Annotated in this window: 21 protein-coding genes and 1 tRNA gene; 10 read left to right on the forward strand and 12 right to left on the reverse strand. The window is 62.9% G+C overall.

Annotated features, from left to right (window positions below; all coding sequences use genetic code 11):
- Positions 1-31: 31 nt before the first annotated feature.
- Complete coding sequence (locus AB6802_RS25485) at positions 32-565, forward strand: TetR family transcriptional regulator (protein WP_371012960.1); 534 nt, start codon at positions 32-34, stop codon at positions 563-565.
- Between the two features lie 112 nt (positions 566-677).
- Positions 678-2288 (forward strand): inorganic phosphate transporter, encoded by a 1611-nt coding sequence (locus AB6802_RS25490; protein ID WP_371012961.1) that lies wholly within the window; start codon positions 678-680, stop codon positions 2286-2288.
- Positions 2289-2517: 229 nt separating this feature from the next.
- Here the strand turns inward: AB6802_RS25490 and AB6802_RS25495 are convergent, their stop codons facing one another.
- The 3 genes from AB6802_RS25495 to AB6802_RS25505 all read right to left on the reverse strand — a co-directional run bounded on the left by AB6802_RS25495 (position 2518) and on the right by AB6802_RS25505 (position 5652).
- Entirely contained in the window at positions 2518-3363 is an 846-nt protein-coding gene (locus tag AB6802_RS25495) for an MFS transporter (protein ID WP_371012962.1), read from the reverse strand.
- Positions 3364-3710: 347 nt separating this feature from the next.
- Positions 3711-4871, reverse strand: a complete 1161-nt coding sequence (locus AB6802_RS25500; RefSeq protein ID WP_371012963.1) for a patatin-like phospholipase family protein — start codon at positions 4869-4871, stop codon at positions 3711-3713.
- Positions 4864-5652 (reverse strand): acetoacetate decarboxylase, encoded by a 789-nt coding sequence (locus tag AB6802_RS25505; protein ID WP_371012964.1) that lies wholly within the window; start codon positions 5650-5652, stop codon positions 4864-4866. The genes AB6802_RS25500 and AB6802_RS25505 overlap by 8 nt, the downstream gene beginning before the upstream one ends.
- A gap of 225 nt (positions 5653-5877) precedes the next feature.
- Between AB6802_RS25505 and AB6802_RS25510 the strand changes: the two genes are divergently transcribed.
- Positions 5878-6666 (forward strand): 3-hydroxybutyrate dehydrogenase, encoded by a 789-nt coding sequence (locus AB6802_RS25510; RefSeq protein ID WP_371012965.1) that lies wholly within the window; start codon positions 5878-5880, stop codon positions 6664-6666.
- Between the two features lie 91 nt (positions 6667-6757).
- On the opposite strand, the gene AB6802_RS25515 is transcribed toward AB6802_RS25510, so the two are convergent.
- A complete protein-coding gene (locus tag AB6802_RS25515; protein ID WP_371012966.1) occupies positions 6758-7096 on the reverse strand; it encodes a hypothetical protein in 339 nt (112 codons plus the stop codon).
- Between the two features lie 110 nt (positions 7097-7206).
- Positions 7207-7365, reverse strand: a complete 159-nt coding sequence (locus AB6802_RS25520) for a hypothetical protein (protein ID WP_371012967.1) — start codon at positions 7363-7365, stop codon at positions 7207-7209.
- Between the two features lie 72 nt (positions 7366-7437).
- Here AB6802_RS25520 and AB6802_RS25525 point away from each other — a divergent pair, with 72 nt between their 5' ends.
- From AB6802_RS25525 to AB6802_RS25540, 4 genes are all read left to right on the forward strand, one after another.
- A complete protein-coding gene (locus tag AB6802_RS25525; RefSeq protein ID WP_371012968.1) occupies positions 7438-7644 on the forward strand; it encodes a hypothetical protein in 207 nt (68 codons plus the stop codon).
- A 46-nt stretch (positions 7645-7690) separates the two neighbouring features.
- Positions 7691-8233, forward strand: coding sequence for a sigma-70 family RNA polymerase sigma factor (locus AB6802_RS25530; RefSeq protein ID WP_371012969.1), 543 nt, complete (start codon positions 7691-7693; stop codon positions 8231-8233).
- Positions 8220-9122, forward strand: a complete 903-nt coding sequence (locus AB6802_RS25535) for an anti-sigma factor (RefSeq protein WP_371012970.1) — start codon at positions 8220-8222, stop codon at positions 9120-9122. Before AB6802_RS25530 ends, AB6802_RS25535 begins: the two co-directional genes overlap by 14 nt.
- A 285-nt stretch (positions 9123-9407) precedes the next feature.
- Entirely contained in the window at positions 9408-10298 is an 891-nt protein-coding gene (locus AB6802_RS25540) for an adenylate/guanylate cyclase domain-containing protein (protein ID WP_371012971.1), read from the forward strand.
- A 32-nt stretch (positions 10299-10330) separates the two neighbouring features.
- Here AB6802_RS25540 and AB6802_RS25545 read toward each other — a convergent pair whose 3' ends face one another.
- The gene (locus tag AB6802_RS25545) at positions 10331-10498 is read right to left on the reverse strand and encodes a hypothetical protein (RefSeq protein WP_371012972.1); all 168 of its coding nucleotides are present in this window, start codon (positions 10496-10498) and stop codon (positions 10331-10333) included.
- Positions 10499-10626: 128 nt separating this feature from the next.
- Between AB6802_RS25545 and AB6802_RS25550 the strand changes: the two genes are divergently transcribed.
- Entirely contained in the window at positions 10627-11514 is an 888-nt protein-coding gene (locus AB6802_RS25550) for an MBL fold metallo-hydrolase (protein WP_371012973.1), read from the forward strand.
- A 29-nt stretch (positions 11515-11543) separates the two neighbouring features.
- Here AB6802_RS25550 and AB6802_RS25555 read toward each other — a convergent pair.
- Both AB6802_RS25555 and AB6802_RS25560 read right to left on the reverse strand, forming a co-directional pair.
- Positions 11544-11620, reverse strand: a tRNA-Arg gene (locus AB6802_RS25555).
- A 157-nt stretch (positions 11621-11777) separates the two neighbouring features.
- Entirely contained in the window at positions 11778-12941 is a 1164-nt protein-coding gene (locus AB6802_RS25560; protein ID WP_371012974.1) for a M20 aminoacylase family protein, read from the reverse strand.
- A 219-nt stretch (positions 12942-13160) separates the two neighbouring features.
- On the opposite strand from AB6802_RS25560, the gene AB6802_RS25565 reads away from it, so the two are divergent.
- On the forward strand, positions 13161-14333 hold the full coding sequence (locus AB6802_RS25565) for a D-alanyl-D-alanine carboxypeptidase family protein (protein ID WP_371012975.1): 1173 nt from the start codon (positions 13161-13163) through the stop codon (positions 14331-14333).
- Positions 14334-14420: 87 nt separating this feature from the next.
- A complete protein-coding gene (locus AB6802_RS25570) occupies positions 14421-15539 on the forward strand; it encodes a GTP-binding protein (protein WP_371012976.1) in 1119 nt (372 codons plus the stop codon).
- Between the two features lie 18 nt (positions 15540-15557).
- On the opposite strand, the gene AB6802_RS25575 is transcribed toward AB6802_RS25570, so the two are convergent.
- From AB6802_RS25575 to AB6802_RS25590, 4 genes are all read right to left on the reverse strand, one after another.
- Positions 15558-15806, reverse strand: coding sequence for a sulfurtransferase TusA family protein (locus AB6802_RS25575; RefSeq protein WP_371012977.1), 249 nt, complete (start codon positions 15804-15806; stop codon positions 15558-15560).
- Positions 15807-15856: 50 nt separating this feature from the next.
- Positions 15857-17152 (reverse strand): L,D-transpeptidase family protein, encoded by a 1296-nt coding sequence (locus AB6802_RS25580; protein WP_371012978.1) that lies wholly within the window; start codon positions 17150-17152, stop codon positions 15857-15859.
- A gap of 222 nt (positions 17153-17374) precedes the next feature.
- Positions 17375-18325 (reverse strand): acetyl-CoA carboxylase carboxyltransferase subunit alpha, encoded by a 951-nt coding sequence (locus AB6802_RS25585; protein ID WP_371012979.1) that lies wholly within the window; start codon positions 18323-18325, stop codon positions 17375-17377.
- A gap of 100 nt (positions 18326-18425) precedes the next feature.
- The gene (locus AB6802_RS25590; protein ID WP_371012980.1) at positions 18426-19340 is read right to left on the reverse strand and encodes a site-specific tyrosine recombinase XerD; all 915 of its coding nucleotides are present in this window, start codon (positions 19338-19340) and stop codon (positions 18426-18428) included.
- Positions 19341-19352: the final 12 nt, after the last annotated feature.

Here is a 19352-nt window from a genome sequence, read left to right on the forward strand (position 1 = left end):
TTCCGCATAAGCTAATGTACGGGGAGGCGTGATGAGAGCTCGCAAGGCAAATTCGCGCGACAAAATCCTTGCCGCGGCGGCCGATGTGGCGCGCGAGGCGGGGCCGGGAAGCCTGTCGCTGGAAGCGGTCGCGACCCGTGCCGGCGTGTCGAAGGGCGGCCTGCTCTATAACTTCCCGACCAAAGCCAAGCTGATGCAGGGGCTGGTAGAGCGTTATCTCAAGGATTTCCAGAAGGCGTTGGAAGCACGCGCCGCCGAGAACGGCGACGAGAGCGTGCTATCGGCCTATATTAAACTGTCGGCCGACGACTGCGAGCAACCGAAGCCTTCCGCGTCATGGATGTTCTCGGCCATTGCCGAGGATCCCGACTTCCTGGCACCGATAAAGGCGTTCAAACGACAGCTGTTCGAACGGCTGAAGGAAGAGACGGACGCTCTCGGGTCGTTGCTGGTGTGCTTCCTGGCCATCGAGGGGCTGCGCAGCATGAATCTTTTCGATTCCGATGTGCTTTCGCCCGATGAGCACAAGCTCCTGGTGGCCGCTCTCCTGAAGATAGCCGGTTAGGTCACCAAACGGGTTTGGTAGTGACCAAACTGGTCAAGAGCGTCACACCAGCTTCATCCTACGGACATAGCGTCCTCTTCGGTTCTTTGCTGCATGCAAACGGAGTGGGACAATGGTGGACGTAGTTTCCAGCGAGGCGGGGATTCCGAGACCGGATCATCCCCTGCATCAATCAGGCGGTGCCAAATGGTTCCTGCCGGCCTTCGGCGTGCTTGTGCTCGTCGGCATTATCTATGTCGGTTATGCGCTCAGCAACGATCTGGCGGTCGCCAAGACCGTGCCGTGGATTCTGCTCGGCATTGCGCTTCTGATTGCGCTGGGCTTCGAATTCGTCAACGGCTTCCACGACACCGCAAACGCGGTCGCCACCGTCATCTATACACGTTCGCTGCCGGCCGAATTCGCCGTCATGTGGTCGGGCGCCTTCAATTTCCTCGGCGTCCTGACCTCGAGCGGCGCGGTGGCGTTCGGCATCCTCTCGCTGCTGCCGGTCGAACTCATCCTGCAGGTCGGCTCGTCCTCGGGCTTCGCTATGGTGTTCGCCCTTCTGGTCGCGGCCATCCTGTGGAACCTCGGCACCTGGTTCCTCGGCCTGCCGGCTTCGAGCTCGCACACCATGGTCGGCTCGATCATCGGCGTCGGCCTTGCCAACCAGTTCATGGCTCCGGCCGGCAGCGCCACCAGTGGCGTCGACTGGAGTCAGGCGACCAATGTCGGCATCACCTTGCTGGTCTCGCCGATCGTCGGCTTCTTCGCCGCCTTCGTCCTGCTCTATGCCATGAAGCTCCTGGTGCGCAATCCGGCGCTCTACGAGGCGCCGAAGGGCAACGCGCCGCCGCCATGGTGGATTCGCGCGCTGCTCATCTTCACCTGCACCGGCGTCAGCTTCGCGCATGGCTCCAATGACGGGCAGAAGGGCATGGGCCTGATCATGCTGATCCTGATCGGTGTCGTGCCGACCGCCTATGCGCTCAATCGCACGCCCGACATCAACTATCTTGAAACCTATAAGGCGGCTTCGGTCAGCGTGGAGACGGCGCTGGGCAAATATGTCAAGCCTGGCGTCACCGTTGCCGATGCCGCTGCTGCCAAGGCCGCCGTTCAGGACGCTGTGCGCACCAAAACCTGGAGCGATCAAACGACTGTCGCGCTGCAGACCTATATCCACAACACGACAGCTTCGTTGCAGCCCTATGCCTCGGTCGACAACGTTCCGACCGACCTGGTCAGCAACGCCCGTAACGACATCTACCTGATTGGCGAAGCGCTGAAGCTGATCGACAAGAAGCAGTTGCTGCCGATGCAGGCCGCCGATTTGAAGGCGGTCACCGACTATCACAAGGCGGTGGACAATGCGACGAAGTTCATCCCGCTCTGGGTGAAGGTCGCCGTCGCGCTGGCGCTTGGCCTGGGCACCATGGTCGGCTGGAAGCGCATCGTCGTCACCGTCGGCGAAAAGATCGGCAAGAGCCATCTGACCTACGGCCAGGGCGCGGCCGCCGAGCTGGTGGCGATGATCACCATCGGCATGGCCGACCGCTTCGGCCTGCCGGTGTCGACCACACACGTGTTGTCCTCGGGCGTTGCCGGCACGATGGCGGCCAACGGTTCGGGCCTGCAATGGTCGACCGTGCGCAACCTTCTGCTGGCCTGGGTGCTGACGCTGCCCTGCTCGATCGCGCTCGCTTTCGCGCTGTTCATCATCTTCCGCCAGGTGTTCTGAGCGGCGGTTCATGTTTCGGCTGTAAATATCGACGGCGCCAGTTCTGGCGCCGTTTCATTTTGGCGCAGGCATGAGTGGCGGCGATGAACCACGCAACGGATCTGACACTGCTTGCCTGGGAAGATAGCCGGCACCACGCGCGACGCGCTTCGCAACACCGAAGGTCATGTTTCCGGCTCGCCCGAGGATCACCCCGTTCCGGTCGGCGCTGATGCGGAATTCGCCTCTGCTATTGCTGCGCAACATCCGCCCTGCCGCGGCGGCTCAGTTGGCGCAGCGACAACACATGTAGCAGGATTGAGCCTGGCACCACGAAAGCAGGAGTTAGCACACCCGGGTAATTGCCAGCGCCGATGGTCTGCACATCAGGAACGATCAACTGCCACGGGCCTGGCGAGGTAATCATGCCCATGGTGACCGCGACAGCGAAGTCGGCAAGGCCGAGGATGTTCCAGAAAGCAGCAGCTCTCCGCCCTTCCGCTGTGCCGGTCGCCACTGTGATCGCCGCTGGCAACGCCAGAAGCCCGGTCAGCATGTCGCCAATGCCTGCCGGCAGTGCGAACACGCCAGGCAGCGAACCGTGCAGCCAGGCCGCGATAGCCCAACTGCCAAATACGCGGTAGACCTGAACCGCGACGAGCCAGCCCACCGGCATCGCATCGAGCACCTGCCCGATCCGCTTCGAGAACAACAACAGCGGCGCTCCGACGATCACCGGCAGGAAGATCGCCGACGGCAACACCGGGAAAGATGCGGCGTCCGAATGGAAGACACCATTGATCGCGGCGCTCCAGGCGATGGCGAACCACAGCGTGTCCGGGATCATGATCGCCAACCAGGTCGCGCTGCGTTGACCATGCGTCAGGTCCGTGCGTTCAAGGCCGAGCCACAGTCCCAGCGCGATGAGCCCGTGGGCCGCGAGCTGGTGGGCTGTGGTCGGAACGCCGCTGGCCGGGATCGCCGGCCAATTGAAGATCGTCAGTAGCCAAAGCGCCGTGAGCGGCGCAAACCAGAGCAGGCCGCGCCAGGCGTCACGCGACGGGGCGATGGTAGAGGAGCCAGCTTCGGCGGTCATCGGCGGCACTCCATTGAGCCTGGCGTAGTTGCTGCCCCGGATGTACGTCCGCTTTCGACAAGCGGCTATCCGCAATAATGTTGATAGGCTGTGAAGAAGGGCTTCACAGTCCCGGCAGATTGTGCTCGGCGGCATGGAGACATTCAGGCGTTGCCCTGCACCGCAGTTTCTGCCGGGCAGTCAGGGGTGACTCTATCGGATCGGCGAAACGGTGCGCCTTCTCAAGGGCGCGTGTCGGGAAGCGCGCGATACGCGCACGATGCGCAGTGTCGGTCTGACCGAAGCCGGCGAAGGATTCGTTTCGTGCAATGCCCGTGTTCAGGAAGCCCGTTGCCCGACGCAAAATATCAGGTCGGGTCTTCCCGATGCAGGTCGTGGATGGCGACGCCTTCGACATTTTTGGGCAGCATCAGCCACTTCTTGTGGCGCAGCGTGCGTTCCGTGTCTTCCTGGCCCATTTCCCAATGCTCGCGCATCGAGGTGCCGGAGAACTCGTAGTCCTTGGCGTGGCCTTCATAGCCTTTGTGCTGGTAGATCAGGTGCACGATGTTGACGACGCCGGCGTTGGAATAGTCGGCGATCAATTCCTTCTCGCCGTCCTTGAGTTGCTCCGGCGGCACGCGCTTCAGCGCGTCGAGCAGCTTCATCTTCAGCGCGTGGATGCGCTCGAAATTGTCGGTGTTCTGCCGCGTGCGGCTCGAATACATGATGTCCTTGTGGCGCGACAGCACGTCGGCCATGCCGCGCGGCAGCACGCCGCGAGCGCTGAACAGATCGACCTGGAACACCAGCGAGGAGCGGTCCTCTTCCTGGTCGAGCAGATATTGCAGCGGCGTGTTGGAGACGATGCCGCCATCCCAATAGTACTCGCCCTCGATGCGGATCGACGGGAAGGCCGGCGGCAGCGCGCCGCTGGCCATGATGTGCTCCGGCCCGATGCGGACCTTGTCGGTGTCGAAATAGACGAAATTACCGGTCCTGACGTTGACCGCGCCGACGCTCAGGCGCTTCTTGCCATCGTTGAGCACGTCGAAGTCGATCAGGCTCTCCAGCGTGTCCTTCAACTCGGCCGTGTCGTAGAAGCTGGTGGCGCCGTCCGCTCCCGACAATTGGAGCCAGGGATTGGGATTGCGCGGCTTGAAGAAACCCGGCTGGCCCATCGTCATCGTCATCAAGGATGAGGTCTGGTTGCGGATATCGCGATAGATGTCGCCTTCGGGCGTATAGGACCAGATCTTGCGGCCCGAGATCGTCTGCCAGAACTGCTCCAGCCGCTGCAGGCGCCGGCTTGGCTCGTTGCCGGCGATGATCGAGGCGTTGATGGCGCCGATCGAAACACCGGAGAGCCATGTCGGCTCGCAACCGGCGTCGGCGAGCGCCTGGTAGACGCCGGCCTGATAAGCGCCGAGTGCGCCGCCGCCCTGGAACACCAGCGCGATGCGGTCATACTGAGCCGTGATTTCCTCGATGGTGGCGGCGGCTGCCGTGCTGCGGTTGCGCTCAAGCACTGACTTTCTCCAGCTTTGTCGCGCCGGCAGCGGATTGGCTGTGGTCAGCGAGGTAATCATGCACGACTTCGCCGAGGCCCAGCGTCAGATCGGCTTTGAAGTGAACGGCCGAAACGATGTCGAGCACAGGCAGTTTCGCCACATCGGCCATGACATGCGGCCTGAGATCGAGCGCGGCCGGGGCCGTCCAGGCTTCCTTCAGCGTGATGTCGGTGAGGTAGTAGCGGACCAGTTCGCAGATGCGCGGGCTGCCGTCGACATGCGGGATGATCTTGATCAGGAAATTGGGCGCCGCGAGGGACGCCAGCACCTGGTCATGGTCGGCCTCGCGGTGCTTGTAGCCCATCGTGCCGGTGGCGCAGAGCACGCTGCCATAGTGCAGCGTGCCGACCACCACTTCGCCTTCATGCACGATCTTGGGGCTGGCAAGCTTCTTGGGGAAGCCCCACAGCTCGCGGCCGCCGGCGATCGGCGCGTCGTCGTCGAGATACATGGAATGGACGAAGCCGCCATGCTGCCCCTTGTAGCGCACCGGGATAACCTGGCCGGTCTCGGTGTAGTCGCCGAAGCCGGTCGAATCCGGCATGCGGATGAATTCGTATTTGACCAGCGGCTCGTCGATTTCAAGCGGCGCCGGCACCGCCGCTTCGAGCGCCTCGCGCGTCGTGCGGTAGGTGATGATGACGTATTCGCGGTCGAAGAAGCGATAGGGGCCGGGCGGGAAGGACGGATTGGTGAGCGGCATCGCATAGGCGCGCTTCACGACGTCGGCGATTTCCATTCTGGTGCCCCCAAACAGCTTGAAATGACCCCGCGCGAATGCGCTGGGAAATATGTTGCATGGCAGCATGACAGTGCCGTGTCAGCACCGCGACAGGCACGTTCGAAAGCCGGCAAAGCCTTTGCTGGACTGTAATAGCGCCGACATATGCCTGTGGCATTGTCATGCTGCGGCGCACAAACTATGTGCCTTTGATAGTCCTTCCCTCCTGTCGCGAGATCTCCCATGGGTTCCCTGTCTTCGAAGAATGCGCTCGTCACCGGCTCGACCAGTGGCATTGGCCTGGCCATCGCCCGCGCCTTTGCCGCAGAGGGCGCCAATGTCACCATCAACGGGCTCGGCGACGCCGCGGCGATCGAGCAGGAGCGGGCCGGCATCGAGAAGGATTTCGGCGTCAGGTGCCGCTACTCGGACGCCAACATGATGGACGGCGCGGCGGTGACCGCGATGGTCCACGATGCCGAAGCTGCCTTCGGCAGCCTCGACATCCTGGTCAACAATGCCGGCATCCAGCACGTCGCGCCGATCGAGGAGTTTCCCGACGACAAGTGGGAAGCGATCATCCGCATCAACCTTTTGGCCGCCTTCTATGCCATCAAGGCGGTGGTGCCCGGCATGAAGAGCCGCAAATGGGGCCGCATCATCAACACCGCTTCGGCGCATGCGCTGGTCGCCTCGCCGTTCAAATCGGCCTATGTCTCGGCCAAGCATGGCATTGCCGGTCTGACCAAGACGGTGGCGCTGGAAGTGGCGCAAAACGGCATCACGGTAAACGCGATCGCGCCCGGCTACGTCTGGACGCCGCTGGTCGAAAAGCAGATCCCCGACACGATGAAGGCGCGCGGCATGACCGAGGAGCAGGTCAAGCACGATGTGCTGCTCGCCGCGCAGCCGACCAAGGAGTTCGTCACCGTCGAGGAACTCGCCGCGCTGACGCTGTTCCTGTGCTCGGACGCCGCCAGGCAAATCACCGGCACGACGCTGCCGATGGATGGCGGCTGGACAGCACAGTAGCGGACGGCTTTATCCGGGGCGGTTCAGAATCGTCGAACCGCTCTGATATTTGTTCCTGGCCGCCCGACCGGTTGCCCTTGCGCGGCCTGAATCAGGACAAGCTGTACATGAGATGTCCGGTCCACCATGCGGAATTGCTGGTGAAGCGGATCATCAGCAGGCCGATGCCGGAAATCAGCGCCGCCCAATACAAGGGCGCGCCGACTTTCCAGCGGTCGTCGTTTGGCCCCTGTTGGCTCAGCGTGCGTCTCGTGCCCCAGAGTCCGACGAGCAGCCCGATGTTCAGTACGATGTCGAGAATGACGACACCGCGGCTGTCATACTCATGCGAAGGGATACACAGACGGTAGACGAAGGTGACGATCAGCAGGGCGGCAATGACCCTGAACGTCGTCCACGGCAATGGCTTGCCTGAGCTGATATCCGGCACGGGTCCCCTCCGCTGAAAACCGGATGAATTGATATCATACGGGCCACCGGCCAAGCGTGAGCCGGATAACAAAAGCCAATACGGCCGAACTCGGTCCCCGCAAAAAGCGATCACATTAGCGTGAGCGAAAAAATCCGGCGGCCGGGAATAAACAGCCGGGTCCGCTGGTCTTCAGGGCATGCGCCGGATGTGCGCGGCAGCAGGAGACCAACATGAAGCGGCATGAAAACAATAGGATTGCGACCGAAGCGGGCGAGGGCATCAGCCATTGCCGTCCTTTGGAGCGCATGAGCTGGGCGCATATATTCTGGGCCATCCCACCGCGCCGCCGGCCCTGATCCGTGCCGATCGCAACCATCGAGATTTACGACCATGACGGCCAGCATCTCATTGCAGCCAGCGATGCGCCGTTCTCTTCCGAGGCGCCACTTGCTTCCGAGACCCTTGACTCCGGTGACCCCAATGCCTTCACCTCCCCCGAAGCAGGCGCCTTCGCCTGCAGTCGCGATCTTCGCCCGCACGAGCAGGGACAGGTCAGCGCCATCTGAGGATGGCAGCAAGCCCCTGGCGGGAGCGCCTGACGGTGGAACGGTGTTGAGCGAAAAGGTCCTGGCCGCGCGTTTTGCCGAAGTGGTGCTGCCGCATCTCGGCGACGCGCTGTCGCTCGCCCGCTGGCTGACCGGCAATACGGCCGATGCCGAGGACGTGGTGCAGGAGGCCTGCCTTAAGGCGCATGCCGGCATTGCCGGCTTTTCCGGCGGCAATGCCCGCGCCTGGCTGCTCACCATCGTGCGCAATGCCTCCTACACATGGATGGCGCGCAACCGGCCGCGCGCCGTTGTCGCGGTCGGCGATCTCGCTGACCTCGACGATGTGTCGCCGTTGCCAGACAATGATGCGGACAGCCCGGAAGCGGTGCTGATCGCCAAGGCGAATACGGCGGCTGTAGAGGCTGCGATCGCAGGGCTGCCGGAAGCGTTTCGCGAGACGGTGGTGCTGCGCGACATAAACGGTCTCAGCTACCGCGAGATCGCCACCATGCTCGGCGTGCCGCAAGGCACGGTGATGTCGCGGCTGGCGCGGGCCCGCGGTCTTTTGATGACGGAACTTGGAGGGCGCCATCATGAGCCCGCATGAAAATCGCCCGCGTGAGGATGGATTGCCGCAAGACCCGCAGGATATGAAGCTGATGATCCACGCCCTTGTCGATGGCGAGCTCGACGCCGCGGCAGCCCTTGCCGTCGAGCGTCGCATGGCCGCCGATCCGGACCTTGCCGCCGAGCATGCCCGGCTGGTTGCGCTGCGTGGCGCGCTCGCCAATGTGCAGCGTCCCGCAGTCAGCGACGATTTCCTGGCGCGCATCGCGGCCATCGCCGCGGTGAAGGGAACCGACGAGGCCGACACCGTGGAAGCGGAAGCGCCCGCACAGCAACAACAAGGCAAGGTGATCGAGATGCGGCCACGCGCTGCGCGCCGCTTCGCCTCCTTCGACTGGCGCCAGATGGCAGCGTCGATCGTATTGACGGCGTTTCTCGCCAGCGGCGCGACGCAATGGCTGATGGTCGACAATGCGCCGGACAGTTTCGCGGTCGCCGTAGCCAACGGCCATCGCCGCAGCCTGCTCGCCGCAACCCCGGTCGACATCGTGTCGTCCGACCGCCACACGGTGAAGCCATGGCTCGACGGTCGTCTCGGTGTCTCGCCCGCCGCCCCCGACATGGCCAAGGATGGCTATGCGCTGGTCGGCGGTCGCGTCGAAGTCATCGGCGACAAGCCGATGCCGGCGCTGGTTTATCGCCACCACGAGCACCTGATCACGCTGGTGGCCGCACCGCGCCAGAACGAGGCCAAGTCAATGCCGGTGGCGGACGACCTCTCAGCCGGCGGCTTCTTCCTGGTACACTGGACCGACGACGCCTTTTCCTACTGGGCGATCTCGGATGCGGACCGGCAGGCGCTCGACGATTTCGTCGCTCGCTTCCGGGCCGCCGTCATCGCCAATCCGGCGGCCGGCAGCCCGGGCTAGAGCAATTCCAGGAAAAGTGAGAGCGGTTTTCCGTCCGGAATTGCCTAAAAACAAAGAGTTAGAGCGGTTCGCCGTTTCCGTGAAACGGTGAAACGCTCTAGGGAAACGAAACGTCGTTGTCGCCGCTGTTTTGAGGCCGATAACCCGTTTGGCGGGAAGGCGGATGCCTGTCCGCCCAAGAGAATAGCGACAAGGCAGCTGCCCCGGCCTCTTGGCGCACAAGTGATAAGTCAAGGTCGACTTTGGTATGTTATACACGCCGCGTTTTCTGGCGGACACGAGTCGATGGATCAGGAAAGACTTCTAACCGCAGTCCTCTTGGCTGACGTCGTGGGTAGCGTGCCTCTCTACGAGAACATCGGTGACGATGCCGCCCTGCGGCAGGTTTCGGATTGCCTGGACGCGATACGCGAGATCGTCGCCCAGCACGGCGGTGACTTCATTCACTCGAAGGGCGATGACGTGCTCAGCCTGTTCGAGAGACCGGAAGCGGCGCTGAGGGCCGTCTGCCAGATTGACGGCCAACTGGCGAAAGAGCCTTTGAACGCCCGGATCGGATTGCATTTCGGGACGGTCATTCGCGCGCGCGGCGCGGTGTTCGGCGACGTTGTCAACGTCACTGCAAGGTTGTCCACCACGGCCAACCCAGGGGAGGTCCTGATCAGCCAGAGCTTCTTCGAAGCTCTTTCCGCGGGCAGCCGCAGTACCTTGCGGCTCCTCGACAAAATGGCCTTCAAGGGAAAGCAAGAACTCTTCGATGTCTATACCCTGGGGAGCGACGATGGCCCCCTCAGTGCGCACGTCGCCAGCCGGGGCACCGTTGTCGACAGGCGCTCCGCCCCGCCGCCGCAGATCAATCTGGTCATCCGCTATGAAGGTCAGTTGCGATCCTGCCGAAACAACGAATCCGTGACGATCGGCCGATCTCCGGAATGCGATATCGTCGTCCAGCGGCCCTGGGTCTCACGGCACCACGCGACCTTCACCATTTCGAGTGGCAAGGCCCGGCTTGTCGAGCGAAGCTCGTCGGGCACGTTTGTGTCGATGGGACCCGGCCATGAAGTATTCGTACGCCGCGAAGATATTGTCCTCTTCGGCTCCGGCGTCATCTCGCCTGGACGTAGATCGTCCCTGGGCGACGCCCAGATACTTCACTACGAAATTGTCTCAGGCTGATCCGGCGGGGCTCGTTAGACCATTTCACCGTTTCACGGAAACGGCAAACGCTGAGCTGTTGCCTCGGCAAATTCAGCGACTGCCTGCTCGACCTTTTGCGCCGCGGCATCGGTCTGCTCGATATGCCAAGCCGCCTGGCGTGTCAGCACCGCGAGCTTGGCAGCGTGTCGATTGGAAGTCTCATCTTTGGCGGCGTGCACTCATTGCCGGAGGCCCGCCAAGGCCTATATCCGCTAGCGAATTTGTGATCAGACCGGTCCTCCAATATGCCTGCCGCACGAGAGGCAATCCGGTACCGTCACGCCTCGCGCAGCGATAGGATATCGTCATGACAATGTTAAAATCCACGGCGAGGCTGATGGCCATGACGGCCTTGATGATGCTCCATCAAGGGTTGGCAATGGCGCAGATGCCGGCGCAACAGCCAGACGCCAAGTCGTTCAAGCTTGGCCAACTCGACATCGTCGCGCTGCACGACGCCCAGTTCATCAAACCCAACGACGGCAAGACCTTCGGCATCGACCACAGCCCTGCGGAAGTCAGCGAACTGCTCAAGGCAGCGGGCGCACCCACCGACAACATCACGCTGAGCGTCGATGCCCTGCTGGTGAAATCGAAGAACAAGATCGTGCTGATCGACACCGGCGTCGGCGGCGCGCTACAGGACAGCCTGGCCAAGGCCGGCGTGAAACCCGGCGACGTCAACGAAATCCTGATCACCCATTCCCATCCAGATCATATCGGCGGACTGGTCAAGGACGGCAAACTTGCCTTCCCCAATGCCTCGATACGGATGTCGGATGTGGAGTGGAACTTCGCCAAGTCCAACAACGGCGTGGCCGATATCGTCAAGGTCATCGCCGACCATGTGAAGCCGTTCAAGGCCGGCGCCCAAGTGGCGCCCGGCATCATTTCGGTCGCGTTGACGGGCCACACACCCGGCCATGTCGGCTACCAGATCAAATCCGGGAAGGCACGGCTTTTCGATATAGGCGACACCGCACACAGCTCGATCCTGTCGCTCGCCAAGCCCGACTGGGCTGTGGCCTTCGATGGCGACAAGCCTGAAGCGGAGCAGAACAGAGCCAAGACGCTGGCCGCGCTCGCCAAGGACCAGGAGTTGATCTTTGCGCCCCACTTCCCGTTCCCGGGTATCGGCCACATCGAAAAGGACGGCGATCACTTCAAATGGGCGCCGAGCGACAAGCCTCAGTAGGCGCGAGCTTGCCAAGTCCTTGAAAAACTTGGTGATCCCGACAGGAATCGAACCTGTGACCTACAGATTAGGAATCTGCCGCTCTATCCTACTGAGCTACGGGACCACGCGGCCCGACACATAAACGCTTCGGGCCGGTTCGCCAAGAGGTATGCGACCGGGGTATGCGACCGAGGCCCTCTGACACCGTCGGCGCTCGTCCGGTCAGGCCAAACGGCCTGATCGCAAGGCGGCAAATGCCGCCGCTTTCGACCACCGGATCGTCAGGCGGCCAGCGCCGTTTCTGCCAGCTTCACCCAGTAGCTCATGCCGTGCGGGATGACCTCGTCGTTGAAGTCATAGGCCGGGTGATGCAGGCCGGCTGAGTCGCCGTTGCCGATGAAGATGAAGGCGCCGGGGCGGGCTTCCAGCATGTAGGAGAAATCCTCGCCGCCCATCACCGGCTGGATGGCGCGGTGGACATGACTGTCGCCGGCGACGCCTGCCGCGATGTCGCCGGCAAAGACGGTCTCTTCCGCATGGTTGAAGGTGACCGGGTAGTTGGCGTCATAATCGACCTCGATCACGGCGCCGAACGCGGTGGCGACGCCGGCGCAGATGGCGCGGATGCGCTCTTCAGATTTCCTGGCCACTTCCTTCTTCAGCGTGCGTACCGTGCCGGCGATCTGGGCGCTTTCGGGGATGACGTTATAGGCGTCGCCGGCATGGAACTTGGTCACCGAGACCACCACGGCCTCGACCGGGTCGGTGCTGCGCGAGGCAATGGTCTGCAAAGCGACGACCAGTTGGCTGGTGATGACGATCGGGTCGATCGTGCCGTGCGGCATCGCCGCATGGCCGCCGCGGCCCCTGACTGTGATGGTGAACTCGGCGGTCGCGGCCATGATCGGGCCGGGCTTGATGGCGAACTGACCGACGGGCAGTCCCGGCATATTGTGCATGCCGAACACTTTGGCAATGCCGAAGCGCTCCATCATGCCGTCCTTGACCATCTCGTTGCCGCCACCGCCGCCTTCCTCGGCCGGCTGGAAGATCACCGCCACGGTGCCGGCGAAATTGCGCGTCTCGGCGAGATATTTGGCCGCACCCAGCAACATGGCCGTGTGGCCGTCATGGCCGCAGGCATGCATCTTGCCTGAAACGGTCGAGGCCCACGGCTTGCCGGTGATCTCCTCGATCGGCAGCGCGTCCATGTCGGCACGTAAGCCGACAGTCGAGCCATCGCCCTTGCGGCCGCGGATGATGCCGACGACGCCGGTCTTGCCTAGCCCTCTCACCACCTCGTCGCAGCCGAAAGCCTTCAGCTTCTCGGCAACGAAGTCGGCGGTCTGGAAGACATCGAAGTTCAGTTCCGGCGTCTGGTGCAGATGGCGCCGCCAGCCGGCAACTTCTTCCTGCATCTCCGCGGCGCGGTTCAAAATCGGCATGATCGGTCCATCTCTTGGTTGGTTGACGGCAGTTGGTTCAGAGCGGCTGCTCAGCAATTGTGATTGTCCGGCACTCTGCCATTTTGGCGTCACATAGGGTAAATAGCACGACAAATGCGGTCCGGGGTTGAGGGTCGGATCGCATCATGCTGGCAATCGTGTAACCAAATCTTACGGAGCCAGCGGCGATTACGGCAAGAGGCGATTTCGGAATAGATCATGCGGCCAAGGCATTTCCTCAACCTATTGCTGGCGGGTGCGCTGGCGTTTCCGGTGCTTGTTGGTGCAGCGCGCGCCAATCCGGTGGTCCTGTTCGACCTGAAGAGCGGCAACGTGCTCGAGCATCAGGATGCGTTCAAACGCTGGTATCCGGCTTCGCTGAGCAAGCTGATGACCGCCTATGTCACCTTCCGCGCGATTCAGGCAGGCGAGGTGGCGCTCGATTCGCCGATCAAGGTGACGAAACATTCGGCCGGCGAGCCGCCGAGCAAGATGGGTTTCAAACCGGGCTCGGTCATGCGGCTCGACAATGCGCTGAAGATGATGCTGGTCAAATCGGCCAACGACATTGCCATGGCGGTCGGCGAGAACATCGGCGGGACACAAGCGGCCTTTGCCGATCGCATGAACGCCGAGGCGGCGCGGCTCGGCATGGTTGGAACGCATTTCGTCAACCCGAACGGGCTCTATTCGCCCGAACAATATACGACGGCGCGTGACCTCGCGGTGCTGGTGACGGCCTTGCGCACCGATTTCCCGCAATATGCGCCCTGGTTCTCGATCGAAGGGCTCGCCGTCGGCAAGAAGGCGATCCCGAACTACAATCTTTTGATTGGCCGCTACCCCGGCGCCGACGGCATGAAGACCGGCTTCGTCTGTTCGTCGGGCTTCAACATGATCGGTTCGGCGACGCGCAACGGCCGCACCCTGGTTGCCGTGGTGCTTGGCGAGAAATCCGCTGTCAGCCGGGCCGAGGCGGCGGCAAAGCTGCTCGATCAGGGTTTTGATACGCCGGCGGCGGGTTTGCCCACGCTGGCCGCTCTCAAGCCTTACGGCGACACGCTGTCACCTAACGACATGCAAGACGAGATCTGCAAGAAGAAGCCGAAAGAGGAGCAGTCCGAGGCGGCCCCCGAAATTGCCGCCAAGGACGTGCCGAAATCGCCGTATCAGGTGAAGCTTGACCATCCGACGCTGATCGCGGTCGGCCTCGGCGGCGCCACCGGACCGGCGCCCAAGGCTTTTGTCGATCAGGCCAACCAGAATTATGCCGATGTGCCGCTGCCGAGCTGGCGGCCCGACAAGCCGATGCCCGCCGGCGCCGAACCGCTGGCAACCGGAACGGCCAATGCAGCCGCGCAGGGCGACCAGCCGGTCAAGGCGGCGAACTGAAGAGCATGATCCCGAAAAGTGGGAACCGGTTTTTGCTTCGCTGACCTACGGTTCGGAAAAGATCATGCTCCATCAAGGACAACTCCGATGAGCGGCTTTCCCATCCCCGTCTCTGTGCTTACCGGCTTCCTCGGCGCCGGCAAGACGACGCTGCTCAACCGGCTGCTCAAGGATCCGCAGCTGACCGACACGGCGGTGATCATCAACGAGTTCGGCGACGTGGCGATCGACCACCTTCTGGTCGAACAGGCCTCCGATGGCATCATCCAGCTTTCGGATGGCTGCCTGTGCTGCACCGTGCGCGGCGACCTGGTCGACACGCTGGCCGATCTTGTCGACCGGTTGCAGACCGGCCACATCGAGAGGCTGGCGCGGGTTGTGGTCGAAACCACGGGTCTCGCCGATCCGGCGCCGGTACTGCAGTCGATCATGGCACATCCGGCGCTGGTGCAGGCCTTCCGGCTCGACGGCGTGATCACGCTGGTCGACGCCGTCAATGGCGAGGCCACGCTCGACGCCCATGTCGAGGCTGTGAAACAGGCCGCGGTCGCCGATCGCATCGTGCTGACCAAGACCGACCTTGCCGATCCGGGCGAAGTCGATGGCCTGCGGGCGCGACTGAGGCAGATCAACCCTGGCGCGTTGGTTCTCGGCGGTGCCGATGCCGGTGCGGCGTCGCTGTTCAATTGCGGGCTCTACAACCCTGAAACCAAGAGCCCCGACGTGCGGCGCTGGCTGGGTGAAGAGGCGGCGCATGATCATGATCGTCACCACGATGACCATCATCACCATGACGATGGCCACGATCATCACCACCACCATGATCACCATCGCCACGATGCCCGTGTACGCTCGCATTCGCTCGTACATGAAGGCCCGGTGCCGTTCTCGGCGATCGAGATGTTTTTGGATCTCCTGCGCTCCACCCATGGCGAGAAGCTGTTGCGCATGAAGGGCGTCATCGAGCTGATGGAGGATCCTTCACGGCCGCTGGTCATCCACGGCGTGCAGAAAATCCTGCATCCGCCGGCAAGGCTGCCGGCCTGGCCGGACGGCCAGCGCGGCACCAGGCTGGTGCTGATCACGCTCGATATGCCGCAGGACTATATCCAGCGCCTCTTCGCGGCTTTCACTAACAAGCCGTCGATCGACACGCCGGACCGGGCGGCGCTCGAGGCCAATCCGCTGGCGATCGCCGGGCTATAAGTCGAGAGAACCGGCGATTCAGACCGCGCCGCGCTCGACCAGGAAGCGGTGGCCGCCCGTGACGGCTGCCGTCTCAACCAATTGGTGGCCGGCATCGGCGCAGAAAGCTGGAATGTCTATCACGGCCAGCGGGTCGGTGGTTTCAAGCCAAAGCCGGCTGCCCGGCCGCATCGCCGCCAGTCGCTTGCGCGCTTTCAGCACTGGCAGCGGGCAGTTCAGTCCCTTGAGATCGTAAATGGCTGCCTGTTTCGCCTTTTGTTCATGCATGTCGTTATCCCAAAACCGCTTTGCACTTTTGGCCGACAGGCATTTAATTCTCAGCCGCCGAACATGCCGAGCAGCTTCTTCTTCAGCTTCGAGACAGTGCCCTGGTCGGCATCCGCCGCCTGCGTTTCGGCGGCCGGCTGGGCGGGCGCCGTTTCGACGCCTGCGGTGACGACCTGCTGCTGAGCGGCCTGCTTGGCAGCTTCCTTCTCAGCCAACTGTTGCGCCTTCGCCGCTTCCTTGGCGGCCTTGGCCGCTTCGATCGCCGCCACGCGCTGTTCCTCGGCCTTGCGCTTGGCTTCCTTCTCGGCGTCGAGCGCCGCCATCTTGCGGCCGGCAGGCGAATCGATGCGGCCCATGCGGGTCGTCTCGGTCACCGAACCGTCCGAATTCATCGATGGCGGGTCGATCGGCACGCGCTCGCCGCGGGCGCGGCGCTTCGACCAGTCGGAGACGATGCTTGCTTCCTTGACGCCGGCAATGGTCGGCTTCGGCGGCGGCGTGCTGGAATTCACGGCCGAATTGAACGCCGCGTCGTAGCTTTTCTCGTAGTTCGCAAAGGCCGACTTCAGCGAATCCGGCTGGGTCATCGCCGGGCAGGGGCCGGTCGGGTCGAAGGTCGTGCCCTCGGGCGCCACCTGGTTGAAGACGTAGCGCTTTTCGCAGACATCGACCTTCGGCGGCACCTTGGTGATCTCGAAATTGTCGTAGCCGACCTTCAGCATCTTCCAGAACTCGTAGTTCGGGTCGTTGCGGTAGCGCGCCATGTTGGCGGCGGTCATGCGGAACGGAAAAGCCTGGATCTGGAATTCGGTTTGGCCGCCCTGGAAGGCGTCGCGGCCGAAAGCATAGATCTGCTCGATCTGCGCATCGGTCATCGAATAGCAGCCCGAAGATGAACAGGCGCCATGCACCATGAGGTTCTGGCCGGTGCGGCCGTTGGCGCGGTCATAGGCGTTGGGAAAGCCGATGTTGAACGACAAATGGTAGTTCGAGCGCGGATTCATCTGCGACGGCCGCACGGTGTAGAAGCCTTCCGGCGCCTGGCGGTCGCCCTCGGTGTATTTGGGCCCAAGCTTGCCGGACCATTTGCAGATCTCGTAGCTGGCCACCATCTCGTAGCGGCCGTTGGTCTTGGCCTTCCAGATTTCGAGCTTGCCTTCTTCCTTGAAGATGCGCGCCATCACCGAAGAGGTGCGCACCATGCCCTTGGCCTGCATGTCGGCCAGGATCTTGTCGGGCAGCGGCTTGTTGGCCTCCGGCGCAAAATCCTTCATCGACGAATCGTTGCAGCCGGCGACGCCAATGGCGGCGATCAGGACTCCGGTGCGGGCAAGCTTGGCAAACATCGGTACGGCTATGTCTTTTCTCTCGGGCCAACGGTCCATTGTGGTCGGGCCGCCATGCGGAACACTGACGGACCGTAAGCCCGTTAACCTTGAAAATTCCTTACCGCAAGCCTCGACCGCAAGTCCGGGCCAACCCCTCGCGTCAAATCCATTGACCCGAATGCGGCGGCATTTTTGTGGCGGAATTGCTCATTCCGGCCACAGTTGAATAGCTTGGCTGCCTCAGAGGCTGCGGCCCATCGCCAGATATTTCTCGCGGCGCTGCTCGCGGAAATCGATGTTGGCGCCGCCAAAATCCTTCATCGTCCTGGCGATGAGGTCGCCGGTCGCGGCAATCACCGTATCCGGCGCGCGCTGGGCGCCGCCCATAGGCTCGGGGATGATGGCGTCGATGATCTTCATTTCCAGAAGATCCTGCGCGGTGATCTTCATATTGGTCGCCGCGTCCTTGGAGCGGGTGGTGTCGCGCCACAGGATCGAGGCCGCGCCCTCAGGCGAGATCACCGAATAGATGGCATGTTCCATCATATAGACGCGGTTGGCGGTGGCGATGGCGATGGCGCCGCCGGAACCGCCTTCGCCGATGACCACCGAGATCGACGGCACCTTGAGCGAAAGGCAGGCGGACGTCGAACGGGCGATGGCCTCGGCCTGGCCGCGCTCCTCGGCGCCGACGCCGGGATAGGCGCCGGCGGTGTCGACCAGCGTCAGCAAAGGGATGTTGAAGCGGTCGGCGAGCTCCATCAGGCGCACCGCCTTGCGGTAACCCTCGGGCCGCACCGAGCCGAAATTGTGCTTGATGCGGCTTGCCGTGTCGGAGCCCTTTTCCTGGCCGATCACCGCGACAGGCTCGCCGCGGAAGCGGGCAAAGCCGCCGACGATTGCCTCGTCGTCGCCGAAATTGCGGTCACCGGCCAAGGGCGTGAAGTCGGTGAACAGGCCTTTGATGTAGTCGACGCAATGCGGGCGGTCGGGATGGCGGGCGACCTGCACCTTCTGCCAAGGGGTGAGCGCCTTGTAGAGGTCGCGTAGCGCGTCGCGCGAGCGCTTCTCCAACCGGCTGATTTCCTCCGCCACATCGACCGCTTCGCCATTCTCGGCGAGCTTCTTCAGTTCAAGGATCTTGAGCTCCAGATCCTGCACCGGCTTTTCGAAATCGAGGTAGTTATACATTCTTGGGCGGACCGATCCGTCGGAAGGCTTGTGGCTGGCGGAACCGCTTATACGCCGGCTCCGGGCGGTGGAACGTCGCCCTCACATAGCGATATGAGGCCTAGTCGGCAAGCGGATGATGATCGTTGACCAGGCGCACCAGCCGCTCTTCCAGCACATGGGTATAAATCTGCGTCGTCGAGATGTCGGCATGGCCAAGCAACTGCTGAACGGCTCTGAGGTCGGCGCCGTTCTGCAGCAAATGGCTGGCAAAAGCATGGCGAAGCACGTGCGGCGAGATTTTTGCCGCGGCAATGCCGGCGCGCGCGGCCAACCCCTTGAGATCGCGGGCAAAAACCTGCCGGGAGAGATGGCCGCTGTCGGAAGAGGCGGGAAACAGGAACGGGCTTTCGGCAATGGCCGGCCGCTCGGCCCTGGCGGCGAGCCAGGCGCGCATGGCGGTTCGCGCCTTGGTCGAGAGCGGCACCATGCGCTCCTTGTCGCCCTTACCGCGCACCATGAAGAAGCGGTCATCGCGCAGCGCCACCGTCACCGGCAGGCCGACCAGTTCGGAGACGCGCAGGCCGGTGGCGTAGAGAACCTCGACCAGCGCATGCAGACGCAACGCGGCCAGACTGTCGCCGTCCGGTGCGGCGTCCAACGCCTCCAGCGCCGCGCGGTCGAGCAAGCGGCCGGTCTCGGCCTCGCTCATCGTCTTGGGCAGCGGCCGGCCTTTGCGCGGGCTGTCCAGTGTGCCGGTCGGATCGTCGCCGCGCAGGTTTTCGGCATAGAGGAATTTGAAGAACTGGCGGATGGCCGACAGTTTGCGCGCCTGCGAAGTCGACGCGAAGCCGCGCGCGGCGATGTCGTCGAGATAGGCGCGGATGTCGGACGATCCAGCCGCCGCCAGTCCGCCGCGGATCGCCTGCGAGGCATCCTCCAGATCGCGGCGATAGGAAGAGAGCGTGTTTTCGGCCGCTCCCCGTTCGGCGCTCATCATTTCGAGGAAGGCTTCGATGCGGGCGGCGCTGTTCATCGGGCCAGGATC

Source organism: Mesorhizobium sp. RCC_202, assembly GCF_041355295.1.
Classification (GTDB): domain Bacteria; phylum Pseudomonadota; class Alphaproteobacteria; order Rhizobiales; family Rhizobiaceae; genus Mesorhizobium.

Bases quoted from the DNA above. Each gene is read 5' to 3' on its own strand.
- AB6802_RS25560 (WP_371012974.1), bottom strand. From the start codon at position 12,941: ATGCCGATTTTGAACCGCGCCGCGGAGATGCAGGAAGAAGTTGCCGGC.
- AB6802_RS25540 (WP_371012971.1), top strand. From the start codon at position 9,408: ATGGATCAGGAAAGACTTCTAACCGCAGTCCTCTTGGCTGACGTCGTG.
- AB6802_RS25575 (WP_371012977.1), bottom strand. From the start codon at position 15,806: ATGCATGAACAAAAGGCGAAACAGGCAGCCATTTACGATCTCAAGGGA.
- AB6802_RS25590 (WP_371012980.1), bottom strand. From the start codon at position 19,340: ATGAACAGCGCCGCCCGCATCGAAGCCTTCCTCGAAATGATGAGCGCC.
- AB6802_RS25580 (WP_371012978.1), bottom strand. From the start codon at position 17,152: ATGTTTGCCAAGCTTGCCCGCACCGGAGTCCTGATCGCCGCCATTGGC.
- AB6802_RS25535 (WP_371012970.1), top strand. From the start codon at position 8,220: ATGAGCCCGCATGAAAATCGCCCGCGTGAGGATGGATTGCCGCAAGAC.
- AB6802_RS25490 (WP_371012961.1), top strand. From the start codon at position 678: ATGGTGGACGTAGTTTCCAGCGAGGCGGGGATTCCGAGACCGGATCAT.
- AB6802_RS25505 (WP_371012964.1), bottom strand. From the start codon at position 5,652: ATGGAAATCGCCGACGTCGTGAAGCGCGCCTATGCGATGCCGCTCACC.
- AB6802_RS25520 (WP_371012967.1), bottom strand. From the start codon at position 7,365: ATGGCTGATGCCCTCGCCCGCTTCGGTCGCAATCCTATTGTTTTCATG.
- AB6802_RS25585 (WP_371012979.1), bottom strand. From the start codon at position 18,325: ATGTATAACTACCTCGATTTCGAAAAGCCGGTGCAGGATCTGGAGCTC.
- AB6802_RS25565 (WP_371012975.1), top strand. From the start codon at position 13,161: ATGCGGCCAAGGCATTTCCTCAACCTATTGCTGGCGGGTGCGCTGGCG.
- AB6802_RS25570 (WP_371012976.1), top strand. From the start codon at position 14,421: ATGAGCGGCTTTCCCATCCCCGTCTCTGTGCTTACCGGCTTCCTCGGC.
- AB6802_RS25495 (WP_371012962.1), bottom strand. From the start codon at position 3,363: ATGACCGCCGAAGCTGGCTCCTCTACCATCGCCCCGTCGCGTGACGCC.
- AB6802_RS25510 (WP_371012965.1), top strand. From the start codon at position 5,878: ATGGGTTCCCTGTCTTCGAAGAATGCGCTCGTCACCGGCTCGACCAGT.
- AB6802_RS25485 (WP_371012960.1), top strand. From the start codon at position 32: ATGAGAGCTCGCAAGGCAAATTCGCGCGACAAAATCCTTGCCGCGGCG.
- AB6802_RS25550 (WP_371012973.1), top strand. From the start codon at position 10,627: ATGACAATGTTAAAATCCACGGCGAGGCTGATGGCCATGACGGCCTTG.